The following is a 4,682-nucleotide window of genomic DNA, read 5'->3' on the forward strand; positions in this document are numbered from 1 at the left end:
GGCGGGGGCGGGCAGGTCGAGGGCCGGGTCCTGGCGCAGCACCGCCTCGTGCAGCCGGCGCAGCTCGGGGCCCGGGTCGGCGCCCAGCGCCTCGGCCAGCCGCTCGCGCACCTCGGCGAACAGCTGCAGCGCCTCGGCCTGGCGCCCGCTGCGGTACAGCGCCAGGACCAGCGAGCGGCACAGGCCCTCGCGCAGCGGGTGCGCCCGCACCAGCGCCGGCAGCTCCTGCACCAGGTCCGCGTGCCGGCCCAGGGCCAGGTCCAGCTCCGCGGCCAGCTCCCGCGCCTCCAGCCGGCGCGCCTGCAGCCGGCGCGCCTCCTCCACGGCGAACCCACCGGGCACGTCGGCGTAGGCCTCCCCCCGCCACAACCCCAGCGCCTCCGCCACGGCGGCGCGCGCCGCGGCCGGGTCGGCCAGCGCCCGGGCCCGGCGCAGCAGCCGCTCGAAGCGCACCGCGTCCACGGCCTCGGGGTCCACGTCCAGCTGGTAGCCGGGTGGGCGGGTGCGCAGGACCTGCCAGCCGGCGGCGGGGCGCTCGGGTTCGAGGAGGCGGCGCAGCCGGGAGACGTAGCTCTGCAGGGTGGCCGGCGCCGCACCGCCCGCCTCGCCGTCCCACAGCCGCTCCGCGAGCACCGGCATGGGCACGACGCGCCCGGCGTCGACGGCCAGCGCCGCCAGGAGACCGCGCAGCGCGGGACCGCCCAGCCCCACGGGCCCGGCCCCGGTGTCCACCTCGACGGGACCGAGGACGCGCACCTGCACAGCTGTCGGCACTCGTGCAGGGTAGCCAGCGGCGGGCCCCGGACCTGCAAGGTCGGCGCAAGCGGTGCGCAAGCGGGGGCGGACACCATGGGCGCGCGGCGGGCACCGGGCCGCCGCACCCCGTCGGGGCGGGGCTGCCGGGGCGGGACGATCGGAGGGGACGTCCCGCACCGGCGCCGGCAGGTGGGCGGGTGTGGCCCACCGCTCCAGACGGCGCTCGGCCGTGCCGATGTCCTCACGGTGACGGGCATCCACGAGATCGTGACGATCGGCGCGGTGCACAGCGCCTTCCAGCCGATCGTCGACCTGGACAGCGGTGCGGTCGTGGCCTACGAGGCGCTGGCCCGCGGCCCGGAGGGGCCGCTGCAGCGCCCGGACGCCCTGTTCGCCGCGGCGCGCGAGGCGGGGTGCCTGGCCGAGCTGGACGAGGCGTGCCGGGCGGCGGCGTTCCGCGGCGCGGTCGAGCAGGGCCTGCTGGCGCCGCTGACGCTGTTCGTCAACGTGGAACCGGAGGTGCTGGACTCCGCGCCGCTGGCGGACCTGCTCGCCATCGCCGAGGGCGCACCGGGCGAGCTCCGCGTCGTCATGGAGATCACCGAGCGGGCGCTGGCGTCGCGGCCGGCGGAGCTGCTGCGCACCGTGGAGCGGGTGCGGGAGCTGGGCTGGGCGGTGGCGCTGGACGACGTGGGCGCCGACGTGCTGTCGCTGGCGTTCATGCCGCTGCTGCGCCCGGACGTCGTCAAGCTCGACCTGCGCCTGGTGCAGGAGCGGCCCGGGCCCGCCATCGCCGAGATCATGAACGCGGTCAACGCGTACGCCGAGCGCAGCGGGGCGCTGGTGCTGGCCGAGGGCATCGAGGACGAGCAGCACCTGCGGATGGCGCGCGCGCTGGGCGCCCGGCTCGGGCAGGGCTGGATGTTCGGGCGCCCGGGCCCGGGGGCCGCCCCCGGCTACGAGGTCGCCCGGCTCGCGCTGCCGCCGGCGCCGGCGCGCACCGGGATCGACGAATCGCCCTTCGGCTGCCTGCCCGCCGGCACGCCGCTGCGCCGCTCCCCCAAGTCGCTGCTCGTCGAGCTGAGCAAGCAGCTGGAGCGGGAGGCGCTGCGCGTCGGGGAGACGTGCGTGGTGGCCGCCACCTTCCAGGAGGCCCGGCACTTCACCCCCGCCACGACCCTCCGCTACCGCGACCTGGTGGAGCGCACCGGTTTCGTGTGCGCGCTGGGCGAGGACCTGCCGCCGGAGCCGGTGCCCGGCCTGCGCGGGGCGGCGCTGTCGCCCACCGACCCCGTGCGCGGGGAGTGGGACGTCACCGTGATCGGTCCGCACTTCGCCGCGGCGCTGCTGGCCCGCGACCTCGGCGACGACGGCCCGGACTCCCGGCGCACGTTCGAGTACGCCCTGACGTACGACCGCGAGGCGGTGGCCGCGGCGACGGTCGCGCTGATGTCGCGGGTGGTGCCCCGCCCGATCGTCGCCGCCCCCGGCAGCGCCGCCGGGACGGTTCCCGCTGCGGCGGCGGTCCCGGCCGCACCCGCGGCGGCGACGGGCGACGCCCTGCTGCACCTGGCGCTGGACGCGACCACGAGCGGGGTGACGATCGCCGACCTCGGCCGCCCCGACCAGCCGCTCGTCTACGCCAACGCCGCGTTCGAGCGGCTGTCCGGGTTCCGCGCCGAGGAGGTCCTGGGCCGCAACTGCCGCTTCCTGCAGGGGCCGGACACCGACCCGGGGGCGCTGGCCCGCATCCGGGAGGCGATCACCGCCGGCCGCGAGGTGCGCGAGGTGCTGCTGAACCACCGCGGCCCGGAGCGCACCCCCTGGTGGAACGAGGTGCACCTGTCCCCGGTCGTGGATGAGACGGGAACCGTCCGCCGGTACATCGGCGTCCAGCACGACGTGACGGCCCGCGTGGAGGCCGAGCGTGCGCTGGCCGCCGAGCGCGAGCGCGCCCGCAGCTACCTCGCGCGGGTGGAGGCGCTGGCCCACCGCGACCCCCTCACCGGCCTGGCCAACCGCCGGCGGGTGCAGGAGCACGTGGAGTCCGCGCTGCTGGAGGCGCGGGTCTCGGGCACCTCCCTGGCGCTGCTGTTCCTGGACCTCGACGGGTTCAAGGCGGTCAACGACCGGCTGGGGCACGCCGCCGGCGACGAGCTGCTGGCCGTCACCGCGCAGCGGCTGGCGGGCCGGCTGCGCCACGGCGACCTGCTGGCCCGCCTCGGCGGGGACGAGTTCCTCGTCGTGCTGCCCCACCTGGCGCCGGCCACCGCACGCGCGGAGGCGCAGCGGGTGGCCGGCCAGCTCGCCGCGGCGGTGACCGCGCCGCTGCTGCTGCGCGGCGAGCGGGTGGCGGTGGGCACCAGCACCGGCGTCAGCGTCCACCCCGAGGACGGCTGCGACTTCCGCGAGCTGCTGCACCGCGCCGACACCCGGATGTACGGGGAGAAGCGGGCGCACCGCGCGGCAGCGCCGGTCGCGGGGTGAGGCCGGGGCGGGACGTCCCGACGGGACGTCCCGCCCCGGCGCCACCGGGTCAGCCGCAGAACACCTTGAACTGCTGGACCTTCGAGGACCCGGACACGCCGTAGATGTCGATGCACTTGCCCTTGGCGTAGTACTTGGTGGGGCTGACCGCGTAGTACTTGAAGTTGCCCAGCTCGTAGTTGACGCCCGCGCGCCACGTCGGGTCGCTGGACAGCTTGAAGCCCGCACCGACCGACGTGGCGGTGCCGATGTTGCTGCGCTTGACGACGGCGACGCAGTTCCGCCCCGCCGCGCTGTTGTACATCACGTACATGTCGGCACCGGTGAGCCCGAAGTAGCCGCCCGAGACGGTCTTGTACCCGGATCCGCAGATCTGCGCAGGGGTGTACGGGTTCGTGGCGGCCTGCGCGGGCGCGGCGCCGAGCAGGGTGATCGCCGCTGCGGCGCAGGCGGTCAGCGCCGCGGTCGTGAACTTGGGCATGGGGTCCTCCTGGACGTGGTGGCCCCGCCGGGGCACGGCGGCGTGACCCGGCGGATCGGCGGTGGAGCGGAGCGACCGGCCGCTGCAGCGCGCCGGTGCTCGCACCACCGAGTGCACCTGTCAACCCCTCGTTGGGCCAAGCGGACTACGCACTGCTGCGCATCCGCGGTGAACGGGCTGCGGATCGGGGGCTCGCGTGCCACGGTGGGCGCGTGTCCCGCGCCGCGCGGAGGCGGCTCGCGCACCGCCTGGGCAGGGAGCTGCTGGACGTCCTGGACCCGCAGGAGCAGCTCACCGCGGGCCTGGCGGCCCTGCTGCGCGTCGTGCCCGGCGAGGTCGCCGCCGAGGTCGAGCTCGACGTCGCCGCCCGCACGTGGCGGGTGGTGGAGGTCCCGGACCTGCTGCTGCCGCTGGCCAGGGCGAGCGGGCAGGAGGAGGCCCTGCTGGCCAGCCCGGCGCTGCCGCACCTGGCGCGGCGGGGCCGGCTGGGACCCAGCCGCGGCGAGGAGCTGGGCCCGCCAGAGGCGTGGGCGTGCAACCCCATGCGCCGGCACCTGCTGGAACCGGCCGGGGTGCCGCACTCGCTGCTGGTGGGGGCGCTGCGCGACGGGGTGGTGCACGGCTGGGGCGTCAACCGCGGCTCGCGGTTCACCGACGACGAGCTCGACGCTCTGGCCGTCCTCGAGCCGTACCTGCGCCTGGCCGCGGCGGAGCGCTCCCGCGCGGCGCTCGTCGCGGAGCTGGACCACGCCGTCGGCGGCGGGGCCGGGCTGCTGCTGTTCCGCGGGGAGACGGCGGTGCACGTCAACGCCGCGGCCGCCGAGCTGATCGAGCGGCACGCGGTGCCGGCGCAGGAACTGCTGCGGCTGGCGCGCGACAAGCTCGGCGCCGACCGCCGCGCCGTCGCCGTGCGCACCCGGCGCGGGGTGCTGCGGCTGCAGTGGCGGCCGGCGCGGCC

General features: G+C 77.3%; 4 protein-coding genes. 2 read left to right on the top strand and 2 right to left on the bottom strand.

Annotated features, from left to right (window positions below; genetic code table 11):
* The coding region (locus ABEB16_RS09460) for an AfsR/SARP family transcriptional regulator (RefSeq protein WP_345712008.1) at positions 1 to 774 on the bottom strand (774 nt) is incomplete at its 3' end.
* Positions 775 to 1,002: 228 nt separating this feature from the next.
* Between ABEB16_RS09460 and ABEB16_RS09465 the strand changes: the two genes are divergently transcribed.
* On the top strand, positions 1,003 to 3,243 hold the full coding sequence (locus ABEB16_RS09465; protein WP_345712009.1) for a diguanylate cyclase domain-containing protein: 2,241 nt from the start codon (positions 1,003 to 1,005) through the stop codon (positions 3,241 to 3,243).
* Positions 3,244 to 3,292: 49 nt separating this feature from the next.
* On the opposite strand, the gene ABEB16_RS09470 is transcribed toward ABEB16_RS09465, so the two are convergent.
* The gene (locus tag ABEB16_RS09470; RefSeq protein ID WP_345712010.1) at positions 3,293 to 3,724 is read right to left on the bottom strand and encodes a spore-associated protein; all 432 of its coding nucleotides are present in this window, start codon (positions 3,722 to 3,724) and stop codon (positions 3,293 to 3,295) included.
* Positions 3,725 to 3,936: 212 nt separating this feature from the next.
* Here ABEB16_RS09470 and ABEB16_RS09475 point away from each other — a divergent pair.
* The coding region (locus ABEB16_RS09475; protein WP_345712011.1) for a hypothetical protein at positions 3,937 to 4,682 on the top strand (746 nt) is incomplete at its 3' end.

This window comes from Kineococcus glutinatus, assembly GCF_039542765.1.
Taxonomy (GTDB): domain Bacteria; phylum Actinomycetota; class Actinomycetes; order Actinomycetales; family Kineococcaceae; genus Kineococcus_A; species Kineococcus_A glutinatus.

Excerpts from the sequence above, each read along its gene's own strand:
- ABEB16_RS09470 (WP_345712010.1), bottom strand. The coding sequence starts at position 3,724 with ATGCCCAAGTTCACGACCGCGGCGCTGACCGCCTGCGCCGCAGCGGCG.